Raw genomic sequence first — 1,737 nt, 5'->3', positions numbered from 1 at the left:
GAAGGAGGCGATAACCGTTTGTTTCCATAGCTGCTGATGATTCGTTGTTTGCAAAGATACGATTTTATACGGTTTACTCCTCAGATTTTTACGTTGAGCCTTTTGTATATTTGTCTTACTCTAAAAAGAGAGAAGAATTATTAGAAGCGTTTTGACATTATCCACAAGTTCAGGAAATCCCCAATTTCACAACGATAACAATGGATAATACAAAGGCGCTCCACGGGCTATTTATATTTGCAGTTCAGAACGAATGTGTACTTATAATAGGCGTGGGGCTTTGTGTATTACTCGGTTATCAAGTATGGGGATACTTCTGAACAGGTAATGCTAAAGTTCCCCACGCTTCACTATTATATTAACAGCTTTTGGGGAAGTAAGCTGACAATTGGATTGGTATATGAAAACATTTGTCGTTGTGAACTGTGATTCCTGCTGTAACCGGATTTTTCTCTTTTATGTTTTCTTTATTTTTTGCATTGCTACGTGTTTTGCACAAATTTTGTGCCATTTTTCCGGTCTGATATATTGTCTGAAAAAATTGAGTTATACTGACTATTTGTCATGTTAAATGATTAATTTGAGATAAAAAGGAAAATAATGGATAAGATTACGGAAGAAGTTGTTAATGCGCAGCTTCATGCAGAGATTTGGTCTTCTAGCTTGTATATTGTCTTTCAGTTATATTTTTTTGAACAGAAATTACCGATGTTGGCTTCCTGGCTAGATGTACAAATTCGAAAGAAAGCTGTGCGAATTCGGAAAATATCTGAATTCCTGCTGCTTGGAAAAGCCAATGTGGTGATAAGAGAGCAAGTTTGCAGGGCAGAAGAATGGCAAAGTCCGATGATGGCTTTGAATGCTTTGTTTGCTCATGAACAATATTTTCATCAACAAGTGGCTGATTTTTTGCGCTGGGTTCGTAATACAGATAACCCTTCTTTACAGGAATTGGCCTTGAATTTGTATACGGATGAAGTGCACCTTAGTGATTTTATATTGGAATTATTGCGGATATTGACAAAAGAATGGAGAAGGAGGTTGCCATTTGACTGAGTCGTATTTGCGGGATTAAAAGATAGAATTAAGGTGAAAGGATTTTATTATGTATAAGAAGTAAGTCTGGGACAGATATGGAGAGTTTTGATTTTGAGCAAGAGTTGATAACCCTGCAGGGGAAACTTCGTAATTATGCGTATTTGTTGTTTCCTCAGAAGGAAGATGCAGAGGACTTGTTGCAGGAGACTTTGTTGAAAGCACTTGAAAACCGAGAAAGGTATAATGAAAATGTGAATTTTAAGGGCTGGTTGTATACTATTATGCACAATACGTTTGTGAATATTTGCAAGTCAAAGAAATATTGCTTGTTTCTGAGTATGTCAGATGGAAATTTAGATGCAGATATAGCTCGAACAATGGAGGATTTTGCAACTGATGAATTGAGTTTTGAGGAAGTGGCTCAAATAGTAGATGAACTTCCGGAAAACCTTCGAGTGGTACTTTCGATGAGGTTGAAGGGTTTTAAATACTTTGAAATTGCAGCGCATACCGGAATGCCGCTAGGACTGGTAAAGAGCAGGATTTTCTACGGGAAGAAGAGGCTGAAGGAAATCTTGAGCAGCTTTTAATAAAAGAGGGTGTGTCAAAATGATGCATCCTCTTTTTCGTTATATAATCATCGTTTTGCCATTTTTCATAGAGTATGATTTATGTTTTTCCTATGTCCATGCCTTTTGG

General features: G+C 36.9%; 2 protein-coding genes. Both read left to right on the top strand.

Annotated features, from left to right (window positions below):
• The first annotated feature begins 600 nt into the window (after positions 1–600).
• A complete protein-coding gene (locus OCV81_RS17665) occupies positions 601–1,056 on the top strand; it encodes a ferritin-like domain-containing protein (RefSeq protein WP_148331132.1) in 456 nt (151 codons plus the stop codon).
• 77 nt (positions 1,057–1,133) lie between these two features.
• Positions 1,134–1,628 carry an RNA polymerase sigma factor gene (locus OCV81_RS17660; protein WP_148331131.1) on the top strand — a complete coding sequence of 165 codons (495 nt, stop codon included), beginning with the start codon at positions 1,134–1,136 and terminating at the stop codon, positions 1,626–1,628.
• The last annotated feature ends 109 nt before the right edge of the window (positions 1,629–1,737 follow it).

It is taken from the genome of Phocaeicola fibrisolvens, assembly GCF_025567125.1.
GTDB classification, from domain to species: domain Bacteria; phylum Bacteroidota; class Bacteroidia; order Bacteroidales; family Bacteroidaceae; genus Phocaeicola; species Phocaeicola fibrisolvens.
Note: the sequence above shows the minus strand (reverse complement) of the source record. Positions and strands in the feature narration are given on the sequence as shown.